Genomic DNA, 17,613 nt, shown 5'->3' with positions numbered 1-17,613 from the left:
GTGACAGGCGGGTGCCGCAGGCGCGCCTGCCGCACCCGATGGGGTCGGCGGGCCGGGTCAGCCATGCGAGGAACTTGGGTTCGGCACTGGCCAGTTCGGCGATGGTGAGCGCGAAGCCGCGCACTGCGCGAAGAAGTCGCCGAAGCGCTTGGCGGCTGCCCTGACGTAACGTCAAGTCACGGCCCTGGAAGGGCCGGACGCCCTTTCCGCGTCATCCGGCGATACGGAAAGGGCGGATCAATCGGATCAAGGGGTGGTCGTCGAGACGACGAACACCTGAGGATAGTCCGGGTTGTCCAGGTTTGCCGTGATCTCCAGCGACGGCTTGGGCTTGTCCTGCTCCTTGACCGTGCCCGCCCAGCGGTGTCCGGCGCCGAACTTCCAGCCGACCTCCGCCGCCTGGTCGTCGTCGATGGTGACCTCGCCGTTCTTGAGCGCGGAGGCGCTGGTGCCGACGTCGGTCAGCCACTTCGCGAACTTCTCGCGGGTGGTGGTGAACTGCAGGTACAGCGAGCTGGACTTCCACGAGTTGCTCTCGTAGCTGGCCACGTTCTCGGCGCCGGACGGCACCATCACCTCGTAGATGCGGCGCTGGAGCTGGGACGGCCAGCCCTCCTCCAGCCCGGTCCGGGCGGCCTGCTCCTTCTTGGACTCGCTGCCGCCGCGGCTCTGCATCGCGGAGATGTAGAGGTAGCCGGCGGGGATGGCGATGAGCAGGAAGACGATGACGGCCTTGAGCCAGCGGCGGCCGCCGGACGGCCGTTCCGGCCCGTCCGGCGTCGCGGTGCGCTCGGGGAGTTCCATGGTGGCCGTCACCCGCGGCCGGCCTGTGCGTAGCGCTCGTACCGCTCGACGCGGCGGCGGTTGGCACGGCGGAAGCGGCGGGCGACGAGCCGGGCCAGGTCGGCGGCGCCGACCATGCCCGCCTCGGGCCCGAGCTGGGCCTTGACGATACGGGCCTCGGGGCGGTAGCCGCGGCCGGTGAGGTGGCGGCGGAAGGCGTCCCGGGCGGGGCCGATCAGCAGGTCGTCGGCGGCGCTGACGCCACCGCCGATGACGAAGCAGGACGGGTCGAGGGCGGCGGCGAGGTTGGCGATGCCCACGCCCAGCCACTGGCCGATGTCCTGGAGCAGCTCGACGCACATGGCGTCGCCGGAGCGGGCCAGCTCGGTGATGAGCGGGCCGGTGATCTCGGAGATGTTGCCGCCGACGCGGTCGATGATGCCGTACGCGACCGGGGACTCGGCGGCGGCCAGCTCGCGGGCCTCGCGGACGAGGGCGTTGCCGGAGCTGTACTGCTCCCAGCAGCCGCGGTTGCCGCAGGGGCAGCGGTGGCCGCCGGGCACGACCTGCATATGGCCGAACTCGCCCGCGACCCCGTACTTGCCCCGCTTGACCTGCCCGTCCTCCAGGATGGCGCCGCCGATGCCGGTGCCGAGGGTGATCATCACCAGGTGGTCCTCGCCGCGGCCCGCGCCGAAGCGCCACTCCGCCCAGGCGGCGGTGTTGGCGTCGTTGTCGACCATGACGGGGACGGCGAGGCGGCCCGCGAGGCGGTCGCGCAGCGGCTCGTTGCGCCAGGAGAGGTGGGGGGCGAACAGGACGCGGTTGCGGTCGGCGTCGACCCAGCCCGCGGCGCCGATGCCGACGGCGTGCACGTCGTGCCGGTCGGAGAGGTCCAGGACCAGCTCGGTGATGGTGTCCTCGACGACCTTGGGGCTCTTGGACTTGTCCGGCGTCTCGGTGCGGATCTTCTCCAGGATGGTGCCGTCGGCGTCGACGACGCCCGCCATCACCTTGGTGCCGCCGATGTCGATGCCGACCGTGGGGACGCGGGGCGCGGTCAGGTGCGAGCGGCGCTCCCGGGTGCCCACCGTGCGCAGCACGGTCGCTCTGGCCGCACCTCTGTGGAGCTCGCGGTACATGCTCATCGTGCCTCCACTGCGTGGGGCCTGGCGGTACGGGGGCGTGCTCGCACGAGTCGGTGTCCCTGCGCTGGTCTCGGGAGGCCGGGCCTCCATCGGATACGGTCGCTGCGATTGTGCCTCACGGAGGCGCCGGGTACCGCATCGCGGGGTCCGGGCCCCGCCCCACCGGGGGCCCCGGGAGCCTCGGGGCTCAGGCCTCGCCCGACGTGGCCCGCTCCAGCTCATGGCTGAGCTGATCGAGCTCGCTGCCGCCCGCCATCTGCCGGGTCAGCTCGTCGAGCGCGATCTCCGATTTGGCGTGGCTCCCGGCCATCGCTCCCCGCTTCAGCAGGACGAACCGGTCACCGACCAGATATGCGTGGTGCGGGTTGTGCGTGATCAGCACCACGCCCAGCCCGGCGTCGCGCGCCGCGGCCACGTACTTCAGCACCACACCCGACTGCTTGACGCCGAGCGCGGCGGTCGGCTCGTCCAGGACGAGGACCTTGGCGCCGAAGTGGACCGCGCGCGCGATGGCGACGCACTGCCGCTCGCCGCCCGACAGCGTCCCGATGGGCTGGTCGACGTCGCGCAGGTCGATGCCCATGCGCAGCAGCTCCGCCCGGGTGGTCTCGCGCATCTTCGCGACGTCGAGCCGCTTGAAGGGCCCGGTGCCCTTCGTCGGCTCGGAGCCGAGGAAGAAGTTCCGCCAGACCGGCATCAGCGGCACCACGGCGAGGTCCTGGTAGACGGTGGCGATGCCGCGGTCCAGGGCCTCGCGGGGCGAGCTCAGCCGGGTCTCCTCGCCGTCGATCGCGAAGGTGCCCGCGTCGTGCTGGTGCAGCCCCGCGATGATCTTGATGAGGGTGGACTTGCCGGCGCCGTTGTCCCCGAGGACGCAGGTGATCTCGCCCGCGTGCACCTCCAGGGAGACCCCTTCGAGGGCGCGGATGTTCCCGTAGAACTTGCTGACGTCCGTCAGCTCGACCAACGCGGTCACTTACTTCGCCTCCGCACGCTTACGGACCCACGCGTTCAGCAGCGTCGCCAGCAGCAGCATCGCGCCCAGGAAGAACTTGAACCAGTCCGGGTTCCACTGGGCGTAGACGATGCCCTTGCTGGTCATGCCGAAGATGAACGCGCCGACGGCGGACCCGATGGCCGATCCGTAGCCGCCGGTCATCAGGCAGCCGCCGATGACGGCGGCGATGATGTAGAGGAACTCGTTGCCGACGCCCTCGCCGGACTGCACCACGTCGTACGACATCAGCAGGTGCTGGCCGGAGATCCAGGCGCAGAAGGCGACGCCCATATAGAGGCCGATCTTGGTCTTGTTGACCGGGACGCCGACCGCGCGGGCCGCGTCGGAGCCGCCGCCGACCGCGAAGATCCAGTTGCCGACGCGGGTGCGCAGCAGCACCCAGGTGGCCAGGGCCACCAGGGCGAACCACCACAGGATGGTGACCTGGAGGTCGACGTCGCCGATCGACAGGTGCGAGGCGAAGACCGCGCGGGCGGAGTCGAAGCCCTCCATGTCGCCGATGGTCTTGGTGGAGACGGTGCCGCTGATGAGCTTGGTGAAGCCCAGGTTGAGGCCCGTGAGCATCAGGAAGGTACCCAGCGTGATGATGAAGCTGGGCAGCTTGGTGCGGGTGAGCATAAAGCCGTTGAAGAAGCCGATACCCAGGGTGACCAGCAGGGACACCGCGACGCCGACCCAGACGTTGGCCGTCATCTGGTAGCTGAACATCGAGGAGATCAGCGCGGAGCTGGTCACCATCACACCGGTCGACAGGTCGAACTCGCCGCCGATCATCAGCAGCGCCACCGGCACCGCCATGATGCCGATCGTCGAGGACGCGTAGAGCACGGTGGACAGGCTGGACGCCTGCAGGAAGCTGTCGGCGACGAACGAGAAGAAGAGGAAGACCGCCGCCGCGCCGACGACCGCACCGAGCTCGGGCCGGCCCATCATGCGGCGCAGATAACCCTGGCGCACCAGGCGCTCGTCGGCCTCCGCCGTGGTGGCCGCGCTCATCGGGTGCCCCGCTTCGTGAACTCGGCGAGGGTCTTGGCGTCGTCCTTGGTGACGATCTGCGGGCCGGTCAGGACCGGGCGGCCGCCGCCCAGCATGTCGCGGTTGTACCGGTAGAGCCAGAGCAGGTCGACCGCCTCGTAGCCCTGGAGGTACGGGTCCTGGTCGACGGCGAAGCCGAGCGAGCCGTCCTGCAGGGACTCGGCGACCTTGGCGTTGAGGTCGAAGGTGTCGACCTCCGCCTTGCTGCCGGCCTGCTGGGCGGCCTTGACGGCGGTGGGCGCGAAGGGCGCGCCGAGCGTGACGACGGCGTCGATGTCCTTGTCGGACTGCAGCTTCGCCTCGATGGAGGACTGCACGTTGGGCATGTTGGTGCCCTCGACGTAGAGGTTCTGCAGATCGCCCTTGAAGGACTTCTTCACGCCGGCGCAGCGCTGCTCGTGGCCGACGTTGCCCTGCTCGTGCAGGACGCAGACCGCCTTCTTCTTCCCGCGCTTGTTGAGCTCCTCGCCGACGGCCTCGCCCGCGATGGTCTCGTCCTGGCCGATGTGGGTGAGCGCCCCGAACTCCTTGGACTTGTCGGAGCCCGAGTTCACGGTGATCACCGGGATGCCGGCCTTCTGCGCCTTGGCCACGACGTCCTTCATGGCGTCGGGCTTGGCGAGCGTGACGATCAGGCCGTCGACCTTCTGGTCGATCATGGCCTGGACGTTCTGGGCCTGCTTGTTCCCCTCGACGTCGTGCGCGTAGAGGAACTTGATGTTGTCCTTGGCGGCCGCCTGCTTGGCGCCGCTCTGGACGATGTCCCAGAATGTGTCGCCATCACCCGAGTGGGTGACCATCGCGAAAGTCCAGCGGGGCGTGTCGACATTGGCGCGCCCCTGGGAGGCCTTGGCCGCCCGCTCCTCCGCGCGCTTCCCGCCGGTACTGCTGCACCCCGCCAGGGTGGCGCCGAGCACCGCTGCCAGCACGGCGCTCACCGCACGTACGCCTGTCCGAACCCTTGCCACGAGGAGTTGCCCTTCCACTGTCTTTCACGGTGCGGCCGGACCCCGTCGTACGGGCCCAACCGCCCAAGTATCCGTCACCATCCGTCACCGTTGTCCGCCGGGGCTTCCGCGGGACCGTACGGGGCTGCTGCATGTGGGTGGAGTTCTAGTGGCGGACGCCACACCGCGTCAAGACTTTGTCCGAACATTCTGACGGGCTGACGTACCTCTAAGGGCGCACCAGGAGCTGGAAGTCGAAGGCGTAGCGGGAGGCCCGGTAGACATGGGAGCCGAACTCCACCGCGCGCCCGGTGTCGTCGTACGTCGTCCGCTCCATGGTGAGCAGCGGAGCGCCCTCGGGCTCCGTCAGCCGGATGCCCTCCTCCGCGGTGGCCGCGCGGGCGCCGACCGTCTGCCGGGCGCTGTGCAGGGTGATGCCCGCCGCGCGGATCAGCCGGTAGAGGCCGGTCTCGGCGAGCTGCTCGCCGTCGAGGTCGAGCAGGCCTATGGGGAGGTGGTTGCGCAGGTGGGCCATGGGCTCGCCGTGTGCGAGGCGGAGCCGCTCGACGAGGACGACGTCGGCACCCTCGGCGACCCCGAGGGCGACCGCCACCCGCGCCGTGGCGGGCTCGACGAGGTACCGCAGCACCCGGGTGGCGGGCTGCTGCCCGGCGGCCTCCAGGTCGTCGTAGAGGCTGCTCAGCTCCAGGGGCCGCTTGACCTGGCTGTGCACCACCTGGGTACCGACGCCCCGGCGGCGCACGAGCAGACCCTTGTCCACCAGCGACTGGATGGCCTGGCGGACGGTGGGCCGGGACAGCCCCAGCCGGGCGGCGAGGTCGATCTCGTTGCCGAGGAGGCTGCCGGGGGCGAGCGCGCCCTGCTCGATCGCCGCCTCCAGCTGCTGGGACAGCTGGTAGTAGAGCGGTACGGGGCTGCTGCGGTCCAGGCTGAACTGGAGGGGTCGATGGGTCGCCACGGTGGGAGCGTAGCCGGGGGACCGGATGACGGAAAGTTCGGAGGTCAGGTTGTCCGGACATGAGCGGAACCCGGCTCCTTCATTACCGGTACGGGTGACCCCGCCGTCAACTCCGTGGCGACGGCTCGCGTCTTGTGCACTGCGGATGCCACCGTAGATGTCAGTGCATATGCACTGATTTCGCATGTACTCCTGTCATGTCTGATGTGAGGGGATGGCGAGGTCATGGAAGAGCTGGCTCTCGGAGTGGCGCTGGGCTTCAGCGCGGGCATCAGTCCGGGCCCGCTCCTCGCCCTGGTGCTGTCCGGGACGCTGCGCGGCGGGCTGGGCGTGGGCCTGCGGGTGGCGGCGGTACCGCTGCTCACTGATCTGCCGGTGATCGTCCTGTCGGTGACGGTGCTGTCCGTACTGCCGGGGCGCGCGGTCTCGGCGGGCGGGGTGGTCGGCGGGTTGTTCCTGGCCTGGCTGGCCGCGTCGACGATCCGCGAGTCCCGTACCGCCGAGATCCCGGCGGCGAGGGAGCCCGACGCGGTCCGGGCCGAAGGCCGGCGGACGCTGCACCAAGGCGTACTGATCAATCTGCTGAGCCCGCACCCGTGGGTGTTCTGGCTGACGACGGGGGCGCCGCTGCTGGTGGCGGCCTGGCGGGACAGCCCGCCGGGCGCGGGCGGCTTCCTCCTCGGCTTCTACGGGCTGCTCGTCGGCAGCAAGGCGGCGCTCGCCCTCGTCGTCTCGCGCGCCCGCCACCGCATCGGCACCCGCGGCTACCGGCTGCTGCTGGGCGGCTCCGGCGTACTGCTGCTGGCGGCCTCCGCCTTACTGCTCGTCGAGTTCGGCTCCGCCCTGGTGGCGTAGACCACCCTCACCCCGATGAAAGCCCGGTACCCGCCATGACCGAACGAACTTTCCCGCCCGGCTCAACCACTCCCCCGGCCGGGCCCGTTTTCGTGTGTACGCGACACCTTGCCTACGGGGGAACCGAACCATGAACGACCTCACGCGCATCCAGCTGTACGACGAGCGGCAGGCGGCCACCGACGCCCACCTCCGCCCCGTGGCCGACTGGGTCTCCGGACACGTGGCCCGCCCCCACCCCGACCTCGGCCGCCGCGGCGCGGTCTGCCCGTTCGTCCCGCTCTCCCGGCGCCTGGGCCTGATCCGCTTCGCCCTGGCCACTCCGCCGGTCACGGACGAGGCCGGGTTGGAAGCTGCCGCGCTGGCGTTGAAGGCGCACTGGCTGACCATGGAGCCGCGCGGTGGCCCGCACGCGATCGACAAGACAATCGTGCTGGTACTGCCGGGGCTGCCGGAGAACGTCGTGGTCCGCGTCCACGACCGCCTCAAACCGGAGTTCGTCGGGGACGGGATGATGCTGGGCGAATTCTTCCCGGGCCACCCGGGCCCGGGCCTGCACAACCCGGCGTTCCGGCCGCTGCACAGCGACACTCCCCTGCTGGTGGCGCGCAGCATGGTCGCCAACGACCTGCCGTTCCTGACGGAGCGACGGTATCCGGCTGCGCGGCGGGCGGGCTTTGTGGCGGCTTTTCTCGAACACCAGGGGGCGGCGAGCGCGGCGACACGGGAACGGGCGCGGGGTGAACTGGCGCTGGCACGGCGGGAGCTGGGGCAGGGACCGAGCGTTGGCTGAAGCTGTGCCGCTACAGGAGGTGGTCCGCTTTGCCGGCCTTGATGTCCCGGATGAGGGTACGAAGCGCTTCGCGGGTGTCGGTGAGGTAGTGCTCCTCGGCGCCGCTGATGGCGATGTAGGCGTTGCCGACGCTGTCGGTGCCTATGCGGAAGCACGCGCTGGCCTCAGCGCAGAACGGGGCTTCCCAGGTGATCTCGGTCATGGGTTAGTTCCTCAGACTTGTCGAGCAATGTCGTGAATGAACTGACGTGACGCCGCCGGCTCCAAGGCGAGCCGCTCCATCCAGTCCAATTGATCACGATACTTGGACAGTTGCGCTTCGCCATAGACGAATACCGGGCCGTGCGTGCTGTCGATCTGAACGGTGTCGAGGGCCGGTACGGCTCCCTCCGCATACACCAGCGTCTGTCCCGAGCCCGGGAAGGCTCCGCTCGCCACGGGCAACACGCGCAGCGTGATGTGACTGAGCTCCGACATATGGATCAGGTGGTCGAGCTGAGCCCGCACGACAGCCCTGCCGCCGAATTGCATGCGGAGCGCCGCCTCATGCACGACGCAGTGGTACGACGGGGGACTCTCCTGCATGAGAATCCGCTGCCGCTCCACTCGATGAACCATCCTTAGCTCAAACTCGCGTTCAGGCAGGGGCGGGACGGCGACCCCGAAGATGGCACGAGCGTGGTCGACGGTTTGCAGCAGCCCAGGGATGTGCACAGTGTGCGCCGTCCGCAACCGTGCGGCATGGGCTTCCAGTTCAGCAATGTCGAGGAGTCCTCCGGGGAGAACACCCCGGTAGCGCTCCCACCATCCGATACCACCAGGCTGCGCCAGCTTGGCGAGCGCGGCGATGTACGCCTCGTCGGAGCAGTCACAGTGACAAGCCCAACTGCGCAGCCGATCGGCGCTGATGGGACGCAGTCCGCGCTCCATGTTGGAAATCTTGCTGCGGTCGACGCCCAGGAGCGAGGCGACGGATTCAGCACTGACGCCCGACGCGACACGCATCTTGTGCAGCTCGGACCCTACGCGCTTCTGGCGTTCCGTGGGGGACGTCCTCGCGGCCATGGGCTTCCCTTCGTGATCGTGATGGGCGGCAGTCTGCCGCCTCCGGGCGCGCACCATCCACCTTCGAGGGCAATTTTGCCCATCGGCTCGAAATTTGGCCCCAAGCCTCGCTACCTTCGGTATCGCACCACTGACGCACGGCGCCAGCCGGAAGCGCATCGGCGTGAGCATGCCCGCAGACTCCTGCCCTGGGAGAGGCACGTTCGCGCTCAGGGAGACAAGCCACCGGACCGGTCCGTCGCGCGCGCCCCCACACCACAACACCCCACCACTGGAGCTGCCGTATGTCCGTCGGCCTCTGCCCGCTCATCTCCCAGCCCGCGCCCAAGGCGGAGCGTCCGCCGCTGGCGCCCGAGAAGCTCGCCTACAGCTTCACCCTGCCCGGCGGACCCGAAGCCGCCGGCATCGCCCGGGACAACGCCCGCACCTCACTGCGCGCCCACGGACTCCACGGGATCGAAGCCCCCGCACTCCAGATCGTCGGCGAACTCACCGCAGCAGCCTCGCTCTTCGCGCCGGGCCAGGCCCTCTACATCTCACTCGGATGGCGCGAGGACGAATCCCTCCGCACCGTCGTCTGGGACCCCCACCCCCGTACACACGCGGACCCCGACGCCACCACCGTCTGCATCGCCCACCGCAGGAGGCTGCTCCTGCTCCTCGCCTGCGTAGTCCGCGAATGCGACGGCACCTGGGGCTTCGCCGACCCCGCCCCAGCCTCGGAAGGCACCCGAGTGTGGGCCAACCTCCCCCGGACCGGAGCGGCCGCCTACGCGCGGCAGCTCCGCTGAGGAATCCCGTACAACTGCCGCTGGACGAGCCGCTTCTTTCCGCGCTCCCAGCGGCAGCTGTGCGAGGCTGCGCCCCGTGTCTGCCAGACGGCTACGTCGGTCAGCGTCAGCCCCAGCTCCGCCCCCAGAGATATCGGCGGAGCATTGCCCGACCGGGCCCATGCGCCGCCCAGGCTACAGCTATTGCGCGGCAAGGCCCTGCCAGAATCTGTTCTGGCAGGGCCTTAGTTGGACAAATAGCGCCTACAGGACCACGATGGTCCCCTGAAGCGCGGCGAGCAGCGGCTCTGTCGGCTGGCATCCGACGGGGCGTCATGAATCGGAGATATTCTCGGCTCCGCACCTCGAATTTCTATCGGCGCGGAACCGAGACACGAGCCTGCCGTTAGGCAGCGCTACGCTCCAAGCCCCCTCAGCGTGTCAGCACGTCGAGGGCACCCATGGCTGCTGCTACTACCTTCTCCCACAAAGGCGACGCCAGGAAAGTGCCATCAGGGCTCTCGGCACCAACGGCATCGAGAACTTCATCAAGACGGGCCGCAAGCTCTGCCATTGCCCCCGCCTCTTCGTCGGATGCCAGGGTGAACCCAATGGTCGCATAGGGGGCATCAAGAACCGTGGCATCGTCCAGGATGTTCACGTTGAGGGTGAAGTCATCGAAGTACCCTGGACTTGGATACTGTCGATCAATCCAAACTCTTTTCTGATACTCAAGATCCGAGAGCGCTCGTACTGCAGAAATCACTTCTGCTCTCATCTCCGGGAGCTGAACCGACTTAGGCTTGGGGTTCACGGCTGATTCCATGTCTTCCATTTGCGCCATTCTTCGAGCGGAATATGCGCATCTCGAGGGTTTTGCTTGATCGATCCATCGATGGGCTTCCCGTCTCTCCCGATAATTTTACCCCCAGAATTGATGACGACGTGATCGACCTGCTGATATTCCTGAGGATTGCTTGATTCACCTTTATCTATGCGAACCCCGTTACCCTTTCCGTCGTTCCAGCGGATCCCCACGCCCTTCCTATTACGTGCCTCAAATTTCTTGAGGGAATCCGGAACCTTTTCGCGCGCATCCGGACTTAGCCACTCATCACCCTTGCCTGCAGAAGCCCCCTTATCCTGAGCGTTGCGGAACGCCCTACCGAGACCTTTATCGAAACGCCCGACACCATCGCCAATGAGCCCAGCGCCACCGACTATCGCCGTACCGCCAACAGCAACCGCTGGAGCGCCGACAACACAACCGAGTCCGCCCGTCACGATACACACCATGCCGCCTGTAGCAATGGTGCTTCCCCCTTCCCCTATGAGGATGAGGCCAGCAATCGTTTCAGCGCCACCAATCCAGATATCCGGGGTGCCGAAGATCGAACTGACGTAGGAGCTAACCGCGCTACCAGCTGATTCGATCTTGCCTTTCAGCCAGTCGGGGATCCAGCCGTCGTCTTTGCCTCGGACTTCTTCATCCTCACCATAATCCTTCTCCCATGCATCCACTGCCGTTCGCCATGCCGCGTACTCTTGTTGCTGCTTAGCGACGGAGATCTTGTAGGCTTCGTCTGCGGCTTTGCCAGCGGCGTCCGCATCCTTCCCAGCAGCATCGGCCGAGGCACGTGCCTGGGTGGCAGAGGTCCAAGCGTCATTGGCGGAGGCTCGCGCTGAATCAGCAGATTCCTGTGCACGAGTAGCCGACTCGATGGCTTCCGTTGCTGCCTGAATCGCGTCGGCTTCCGCTTGGCGAGCTACCTTCGCTGACTCTCGGGCGTCGACAGCGGAAGCTTCGGCTTCGTTTGCCGATCTGTTAGCGTCAGCGGCGAATTTCTTTGCCAGGTCGGCAGATTCGCTGGCCCTCGTGGCCCAGGTGTCGGCTTCGTCTGAGGCCCTCTTTGCGATTGCTGCGACGTGTTGGGCTAGAGCGGCATTCTTCTGAGCTTCGGCCGAGATTCCGTCGGCACCGGCGATCAGGTGCTTGATGTCTGCGGTGTGCGTGGCAGCGAGCTGATCCTTGCGTTTGGCCATGAACTGGCCGACCGCGATGAACTGGTGCAGCTGCTGCAGCGGAGCTTCGAGGGCGATCTGAGCCGCCGACTTGAGTTCCGGTCCACCATTGCCGACCAGCTGAGTTGCCTGGACTTTTTCATCCGCCGCGCGGGCAGTGTACTGCCCGTCGGTGAGGAACGCGGCCAGCTTGTCGGGGCTGTTGTTCTTGAGCGCGGCTGTGCCCGCCTCCTTCACACCACGCCCGCCATCGGAGACTACCTGGGTGACACGGACGCGATAGTCGTTTGCCGCAGCCTGGTTCGCCCCGGTCTCGAGGAAGGCACGGACCTGCTGGGCATCTCCACCCAATGCCTTGTTGGCTGCCTCGCGGACGACCGGCGACCTGGGCTCCTCCGCCAGACGCTCGACGCGAGCGCGTTCATCCTGCTCGGCTGCCTTCTTCCAACCCGTACGAACGTATTCGGCAACGGCCTTGTCAGAGCCAGCCAGCGCCACCTCGGCAGCAGCCCCACTCCAGGGAGCCAAGGTCTTCATCGTGATGACCGCGAGTCGACGGCCGTCCGCCGCTATCTGCTTGTCATCCGCGCCTGGCTTGGCGGCTTCGGTCGCAAGACGGACTGCTTCGGCCTGGCGGTCCTTGGCCTCCTTGTCCGCCCCGGCTTCCTTGTCTTTGCGGACATCATCCGCGGCCTTGAGGTCCTTGGCCTTCTGGATGCCGGCAGCGGTACGGATTTCGAGCTCTTTAGACTCAGCCTTGCGGGTCAGGCCGAAAACCTTCTTGGCTGTGTCCACAGCCTTCGAAGCGGCGTCAGCTGCACTCTTGGCTGCATCTGCGTGGGTTTTTGACTCATCGGCTGCCTTGGCCGACTCGCCCGCGTGCTTAGCTGACTCATCAGCGAAGGCCGCCGCCTTTTCCGCGTGGTCGGCCGCTCCGTTTGCTGCGTCACGTGCTTCGTAGGCGGCATCCGCCGACTCACGTGCCAGTGACTCCGCAGCATCCGCCGCACGAGAAGCCTCGCGCGCGTGGCGACGTGCCGAGGCTGCTGCTGCGGCCGCCTCATCCGAATGCATGCCAGCTGCGTCGGCGAGATCACTAGCCTCGCCCGCGGCATCTGCAGCGGCATCGGCGTTCGCGCCTGCGGACGCAGCGGACTTGGCCGCACCGATGGCGGCCTCAGCAGCCAATCCGGCCTGTTCGGAGGCTTTAGCTGCCATCCTGGCGTTTTTGGCCGCGTCCCGGGCTACCTCCGCTGCCTTGCGAGCGTTGGCCGCCTGGTTGGCGTCGGTGGCTGCCGCGGACGCGGCACCATTGGCTTGTGATGCAGCCTCGGCTGCGCCAGCTGCCGCCGCTGCCGCCTGGGAAGCGGCAGCGGCTGCCACCCGCGCCGACCGGGTCGCCGCCTGCGCCGCACCAATGGCTTCCTGGGCTGCGGCCGCGGCACCGCGGGCGGCCTCAGCCGCCCGGCCAGCGGCGTTCGCGGCCCGCTTGGAGTCCTTACGGGCCTCCTGCGTCTCCTTCGCAGCCTTCAGCGCAGCTTCCTTCGCCAGCTTCGAGGCCTCGACTGCACGCGCGGATGCCTCCTTGGAGGCGTCTGTCTCACGCTTGGCCTGTTCCCCCGCGGCCTTGGCCTGTTCGGCCAACTGCGCTACAGAAGAGCGTTCTTGGTCTCGGGCACGAGCAATGTACTGACCCACATCGAGGAACTCGCGTACATCGTCAGGGGTGCCGTCGATGGCGACCCTGGCAGCTGCTTGGGTGGCTTTGCCTCCTCTGCCCATGATCTGCGTGAGGGCCACCCGATCATCAGCCTCACGAGCGGTGTACTGACCATCTTCGAGGAACTTCCGGATCTGCTCCGGCCCACCATCGAGTGCGGCCTTGCCTGCCATCTGGATGCCACGTCCGCCTGCGCCCATGATTTGAGTGACGCGTACCCGGAGATCTTGCTCCAGTGGTGCCTTCCAGCCGCCCTTGAGGAACGCACGCAGTTCCTCAGGGCCACCGTTCAATGCGGCCAACGCCGCCTCGCGAACCCCACGGCCGCTGACTTCGATCAACCGGGTCAGAACGATCTGCTGGTCGTGCAGATCGACGATGTCCTTCTCGCTGCCCAGGAATCGGCGCACATCCTCGTCTGTGCCCAAAAGCGCAACTTCCGCCGCCGCCTTAACGCCGGGACCACCTGACTTCCACAACTGGACTATTCGCCCACGATCCGTTGCTGGAATAGGACTCGCAGGAGTGTTGTCATCCGCGAACGCGGGGCTTGCTCCAAGCAATCCCGCGACGAGAGAAAAGGGTAGGAGGATCGAACTGGCAACGCGCGCGCCAGCTGACCGCCTTCGCTTTACTCTCGTCAAGTAGAGGTTTTCTTGCACTACTTGACACTTCCTTGACTGTTGCGATCTGCCGCACTTCGGCGTGGTGAGCATAACCACCGCGATCGACAGCCAGGGGCGCCAACCTAACCAGGATTGACCGACCCAGGGGCGTGAGAGACGTCACAGCAAGCCACTCCACCCGCCCACCATAGGCGTGTCCATGTCATGAGCTACCGGCAGTAGCCCACCAAAGATCAAGTAAAGTCGCCCTGACGGTGGGTCAAGTGCGTGTAAAATCAAGGCAAGTGATAGGTTTCCGCGCATCGGCTTTATTGCATCCTTACGTGCGATCGGGCCATCACTCGACAGACTTGAAAGGCACTGCTGGTGATATCTCGCGCGCGAAATATTCTCCTTGCCGGCGTTCTTGGCGCGGCTTCAGTGATTGCGGGGACCTACACCTTCGGAGTTGCCGTAGCCGCTCCCGTTGCTGCAGATGAGACCACCCTGCCCTCCGCTGTGGAGACGTTCGATTACCCGAACGCGGAGAAGATCCTCAAGGAACAGGGCATCACCCTCCGCAAGGGCGATGGGCACATCATCCTGGTCAACTGCAAGGTTGCCTCGGACATCGTGGTTGGGACCCGCCAAAACGTGACAGGTAGGTACTGCTTCAAGGTCACCGGTAATGGCAAGTCCGGGTATCTGGCCTTGGAGATACCTGAAGCCTTTCACATCAAGACTGAGGACTACGCAGTTCAGGCCAAGCTGATCGCCGAAGGGGAGACACAGACTGTCGACGTCCCGAAGAACGGCTTCAAGGGAGTCGGCGAAGGTACGCCTGTGCCGGGTGCTCCCACGGTCCTGGTCGAGCTCCGCATCAACGGCTGACAGACCCCTGATACCAGGCTGTCAGCATCTGCAGTGACCCAGACGGCTTCACCAGCCCCTGAACTCATGAGAAGTGGAAAGACATGTCCGTCATACGTGCACGCGCCACAGGCATAGGCCTCCTGGTGTCCGCCGTAGCAGCCGGCCTGCTGGCTGGTGCCCCTGCGAATGCTGTCGTCGGCGCAACCGCCAAGGACGGCTCATACACGTTCACCGCGAAGCTCGACATCGGTGGCCAGCGAAGCTGTTCAGCCGCGCTCGTTGAGCAGCAGTGGCTAATCACGGCCGCAAGCTGCTTCGCCGACGACCCCACACAGGGCTTCAAGGTCGCCGCAGGTGCGCCAAAGCTGAAGACCACAGCCACCGTCGGTCGAGCCGACCTGACCCGGGAGACCGGCAGCGTGGTGGACGTCGTGGAGCTCGTCCCCCGCGAGGATCGTGACCTGGTGATGGCCAAGCTGGCCAAGCCAGTCGCTGGTATCGCCCCCGCGAGCCTCGGTTCCAACGCCCCTATCAATGGCGAAGAGCTGTGGCTCACGGGTTACGGTCGCACCAAGGACGAGTGGGTACCTGACCGTCTGCACTACGCCAAGTTCACCCTGGGGGCCGTGAAGGACACCACGGTCAGCCTTGCTGGCAAGTCCGACGGCGCGGTTGTCTGCCAGGGTGACACCGGCGGTCCCGCATTTCGGGACATCGGTGGCCGCTACGAACTGGTTGGCATCAATAGTCGGTCCTGGCAGGGCGGTTGCTTCGGCGCTGACGAGAAGGAAACCCGCACCGACGCCGTCGACACCCGCGTCGACGATATCGCCACCTGGATTCAGACCACTTCCTCCCGCGACCTCCTCCGCGGGAAGACCTGGACCGACGCACAGCACATGGTCCCGGGCTACTTCACCGGTGGCTCGCCCGGCGGCAGCCGGCACATGGATCTGTTCGTCGCCTGGAAGGACGGGTCGGCCAGCATCTTCCAGGGCGCCGACCACAACGACCCGAAGTATCCCTTCTCCGCCGAGTACAAGGTCGCGGGAAGCGGATGGCAGTACGCCGTGTCCGTCGCGGGCGGCAACTTCACAGGCAGCGGTACCGACGGCCTGGTCGTCCGCTGGCGCACAGGTGAGGTGACGCGGTTCTCCCATGTCGACCAGAACGGGTTCAGCAAGGAAGAGCAGCTCAGGCCCGCCAACGACACCTGGGTGAAGTACGCCAAGCTGATGACGGTCGGCAGGTACACCGCCAACTCCTTGCGGGACGACCTGCTTGTCGTCTGGGTCGACGGCTCCATATCGCTCTTCGAAGACCTCGGCACCAACGGGCTCAAGCAGGAGAAGCAGCTGCAGAAGGCGATGCAGGCCGGGACCTACATCGAGCAGATCAGCGCTGGGGAATTCACCGGCAAGGAGACCGCCGATCTGCTGATTCGCTGGGCCAACGGCTCGGCCAGCATCTTCCCGGGTGTCAACACCACCAAGGCATTCCACGACGAGATCCAGTTCCGCGCCGCGAATTCCGCGTGGCGGAACACTCTGTCGGTCACGGCCGGAGCCTTCTCCGCCAATGCCCGCCCCAGCGACGTCCTCGTCCGATGGTCCGACGGCAACGTCAGTCTGTACCCCGCCGTGGACGCCAACGGCACGCATGAAGAGAAGGACCTCCTCAAGCAGCCCTGATCAGCAGTAGGGCTGTGGGGCTCGCCGCGAGCAGGTCACGGCGAGCCCCGCGAGGAGACTGGCGCATCTCCTCGGGCCGGAGTTCGCGGCCCGTGACATCGAAGTGTCGGGCGGTCCATGTGGGCCGCCCCAAAAGCATATGTGACAGAGAGTCATTGTTTTGAAGAGACAACCTCATAGGTTCATCGCGCGAACGTTGACCACAGCACTGACAGCGGGCCTGTTGACTGCCGGAACCCTCGCCGGCGGAGCGCAGCTCGCGTTCGCCCCCGTGGGCAATCAATCGGCACTGCCACAGGGTGACGGGCCGAAGCCGATCCCCGTGGTCGCCTCCGCGGCCGTTTCCAAGAACTGGAAGGTGCCACGGCTCAGCGTCATGCCCCTGGGAGACTCGATCACCCATGGCGCCGGCAGCTCGAATGGGTCCGGCTACCGCGCCGAACTGTGGAACCGGTTGGCCCCGCACACGGACAACCTGGATTTCGTGGGTTCCCAGCGGAACGGCAAACTGCCCGACCCCGATCACGAGGGACACTGGGGCTGGAAGATCGGCGGACTGTCCGCCAACATCGACAGATGGCTGCCGGCGGCGAAGCCCAATGTGGTGCTGCTGCACATAGGCACCAACGATATGCACGACAATTACCAGGTCGACACGGCTCCCCAGCGTCTCGGTGACCTGATAGACAAGATCACATCAGCCGCCCCCGACATGACGGTGCTGGTCTCCTCCCTGGTTCCCTCCGGAGACACCGGAACCCAGAAACGTATCGAGCGATTCAACGCCGTGGTGCCACAGCTGGTATCGGAGCGGCAGGGCAAGGGCTTCCATGTCGGGTACGTCGACATGAGCGCGGTCACCACGCAGGATCTCGCGGACGATCTCCACCCCAAGGACAGCGGTTACGCCAAGATGGCAGAGGCCTTCTACGGTGGCCTGGCTCGTGTGGCCACCGACGGCTGGATCCGGCAACGGGTGGACATCAAGCCCGCCCCTCCCATCCCCAAGACGCCCCTTGGTGACTACCGGGTCGACATCAACGGCGACGGCAAGGCCGACTACCTCGTCGTCCACGACAACGGCTCAGTCGACGCCTGGATCAACAACGGCGGCACCGGCCACGGCGGCTGGACCGAACAAGGAACCTTCGCCACCGGCGTCGGCCAGCCCGGCGACAAGGTCCGCTTCGCCGACATCAACGGCGACGGCAAAGCCGACTACCTCGTCGTCCACGACAACGGCTCAGTCGACGCCTGGATCAACAACGGCGGCACCGGCCACGGCGGCTGGACCGAACAAGGAACCTTC

The 17,613-nt window shown here is 66.7% G+C and carries 16 protein-coding genes; 6 read left to right on the top strand and 10 right to left on the bottom strand.

Annotated features, from left to right (window positions below):
- Window positions 1-246: 246 nt before the first annotated feature.
- The 6 genes from ACWD4A_RS11590 to ACWD4A_RS11565 form a co-directional block, all read right to left on the bottom strand.
- Entirely contained in the window at window positions 247-804 is a 558-nt protein-coding gene (locus ACWD4A_RS11590; RefSeq protein WP_451192455.1) for a hypothetical protein, read from the bottom strand.
- Between the two features lie 8 nt (window positions 805-812).
- Complete coding sequence (locus ACWD4A_RS11585) at window positions 813-1,931, bottom strand: ROK family glucokinase (protein WP_116214548.1); 1,119 nt, start codon at window positions 1,929-1,931, stop codon at window positions 813-815.
- Window positions 1,932-2,118: 187 nt separating this feature from the next.
- Complete coding sequence (locus ACWD4A_RS11580) at window positions 2,119-2,907, bottom strand: ATP-binding cassette domain-containing protein (protein ID WP_451192452.1); 789 nt, start codon at window positions 2,905-2,907, stop codon at window positions 2,119-2,121.
- Window positions 2,908-3,945, bottom strand: a complete 1,038-nt coding sequence (locus ACWD4A_RS11575; protein ID WP_451192449.1) for an ABC transporter permease — start codon at window positions 3,943-3,945, stop codon at window positions 2,908-2,910.
- A complete protein-coding gene (locus ACWD4A_RS11570; protein ID WP_451192446.1) occupies window positions 3,942-4,952 on the bottom strand; it encodes a sugar ABC transporter substrate-binding protein in 1,011 nt (336 codons plus the stop codon). Before ACWD4A_RS11570 ends, ACWD4A_RS11575 begins: the two co-directional genes overlap by 4 nt.
- A 208-nt stretch (window positions 4,953-5,160) precedes the next feature.
- Window positions 5,161-5,880, bottom strand: coding sequence for a GntR family transcriptional regulator (locus tag ACWD4A_RS11565; RefSeq protein ID WP_451192613.1), 720 nt, complete (start codon window positions 5,878-5,880; stop codon window positions 5,161-5,163).
- 255 nt (window positions 5,881-6,135) lie between these two features.
- Between ACWD4A_RS11565 and ACWD4A_RS11560 the strand changes: the two genes are divergently transcribed.
- Window positions 6,136-6,765, top strand: a complete 630-nt coding sequence (locus ACWD4A_RS11560; protein ID WP_451192444.1) for a LysE family translocator — start codon at window positions 6,136-6,138, stop codon at window positions 6,763-6,765.
- Between the two features lie 130 nt (window positions 6,766-6,895).
- Window positions 6,896-7,558: a DUF6875 domain-containing protein gene (locus ACWD4A_RS11555; RefSeq protein ID WP_451192442.1), complete on the top strand. Its 663-nt coding sequence runs from the start codon at window positions 6,896-6,898 to the stop codon at window positions 7,556-7,558.
- 10 nt (window positions 7,559-7,568) lie between these two features.
- On the opposite strand, the gene ACWD4A_RS11550 is transcribed toward ACWD4A_RS11555, so the two are convergent.
- Together ACWD4A_RS11550 and ACWD4A_RS11545 are read right to left on the bottom strand one after the other, a co-directional pair.
- Complete coding sequence (locus tag ACWD4A_RS11550; protein WP_451192439.1) at window positions 7,569-7,760, bottom strand: hypothetical protein; 192 nt, start codon at window positions 7,758-7,760, stop codon at window positions 7,569-7,571.
- 11 nt (window positions 7,761-7,771) lie between these two features.
- Window positions 7,772-8,623, bottom strand: a complete 852-nt coding sequence (locus ACWD4A_RS11545) for a helix-turn-helix domain-containing protein (RefSeq protein WP_451192436.1) — start codon at window positions 8,621-8,623, stop codon at window positions 7,772-7,774.
- A 284-nt stretch (window positions 8,624-8,907) separates the two neighbouring features.
- Between ACWD4A_RS11545 and ACWD4A_RS11540 the strand changes: the two genes are divergently transcribed.
- Window positions 8,908-9,414 carry an ATP-binding protein gene (locus ACWD4A_RS11540; RefSeq protein ID WP_451192433.1) on the top strand — a complete coding sequence of 169 codons (507 nt, stop codon included), beginning with the start codon at window positions 8,908-8,910 and terminating at the stop codon, window positions 9,412-9,414.
- A 412-nt stretch (window positions 9,415-9,826) separates the two neighbouring features.
- Here the strand turns inward: ACWD4A_RS11540 and ACWD4A_RS11535 are convergent, their stop codons facing one another.
- Complete coding sequence (locus tag ACWD4A_RS11535) at window positions 9,827-10,228, bottom strand: SCO4402 family protein (protein ID WP_451192431.1); 402 nt, start codon at window positions 10,226-10,228, stop codon at window positions 9,827-9,829.
- Window positions 10,204-13,623, bottom strand: coding sequence for a colicin E3/pyocin S6 family cytotoxin (locus tag ACWD4A_RS11530; RefSeq protein ID WP_451192611.1), 3,420 nt, complete (start codon window positions 13,621-13,623; stop codon window positions 10,204-10,206). Before ACWD4A_RS11530 ends, ACWD4A_RS11535 begins: the two co-directional genes overlap by 25 nt.
- A gap of 504 nt (window positions 13,624-14,127) precedes the next feature.
- Here ACWD4A_RS11530 and ACWD4A_RS11525 point away from each other — a divergent pair.
- From ACWD4A_RS11525 to ACWD4A_RS11515, 3 genes are all read left to right on the top strand, one after another.
- Window positions 14,128-14,631 carry a hypothetical protein gene (locus tag ACWD4A_RS11525; RefSeq protein WP_451192429.1) on the top strand — a complete coding sequence of 168 codons (504 nt, stop codon included), beginning with the start codon at window positions 14,128-14,130 and terminating at the stop codon, window positions 14,629-14,631.
- 83 nt (window positions 14,632-14,714) lie between these two features.
- A complete protein-coding gene (locus ACWD4A_RS11520) occupies window positions 14,715-16,304 on the top strand; it encodes a S1 family peptidase (RefSeq protein WP_451192426.1) in 1,590 nt (529 codons plus the stop codon).
- Between the two features lie 196 nt (window positions 16,305-16,500).
- A partial coding sequence (locus ACWD4A_RS11515; protein WP_451192423.1) for a GDSL-type esterase/lipase family protein occupies window positions 16,501-17,613 on the top strand: 1,113 nt, incomplete at its 3' end.

Source organism: Streptomyces sp. NPDC002537 (genome assembly GCF_053594975.1).
Note: the sequence above shows the minus strand (reverse complement) of the source record. Positions and strands in the feature narration are given on the sequence as shown.